Consider the following 452-nt stretch of genomic DNA (forward strand, 5'->3'; position numbering starts at 1 on the left):
GTCCGGCGGTGTCCTACTCTCCCACACCCTCCCGGGTGCAGTACCATCGGCGCTGTGGGTCTTAGCTTCCGGGTTCGGAATGGGACCGGGCGTTTCCCCCACGCTATGACCGCCGTAACCTTGTTACCCGTTCCCCTGTGCCGGTTTGGTTCCGGTGTTGGGGTGGGAAGCTTTTGTGGTTACAACATGTGTGTTCCCTCGGTGTTGAGGGTCCTGTGGTGTTGTTGTGTTTAGTTGTGGTTTTTGTTCCTGGAAGCAACGGGTTTTGTTGTTCGGGAACCACATAGTGGACGCGTGCAGTGTTTTTGTGTGTGGTGTAAGTTGTTGGCCTATTAGTACCGGTCAGCTTCACGAGTCTTTAGTCCTCGCTTCCACATCCGGCCTATCAACCCAGTGGTCTGGCTGGGGGCCTCTCACACAAATTGTGTATGGAAATCTCATCTTGAAGCGAG

Annotated in this window: 2 rRNA genes; both read right to left on the minus strand. The window is 54.6% G+C overall.

The window, feature by feature from the left end:
* Positions 1-117 (minus strand): 5S ribosomal RNA (rrf, locus tag AC1DD5_RS25765).
* Positions 118-311: 194 nt separating this feature from the next.
* Positions 312-452: ribosomal RNA gene (locus AC1DD5_RS25770) — 23S ribosomal RNA — on the minus strand; the annotation flags it as partial.

Source organism: Paenarthrobacter sp. 10L420, assembly GCF_056395385.1.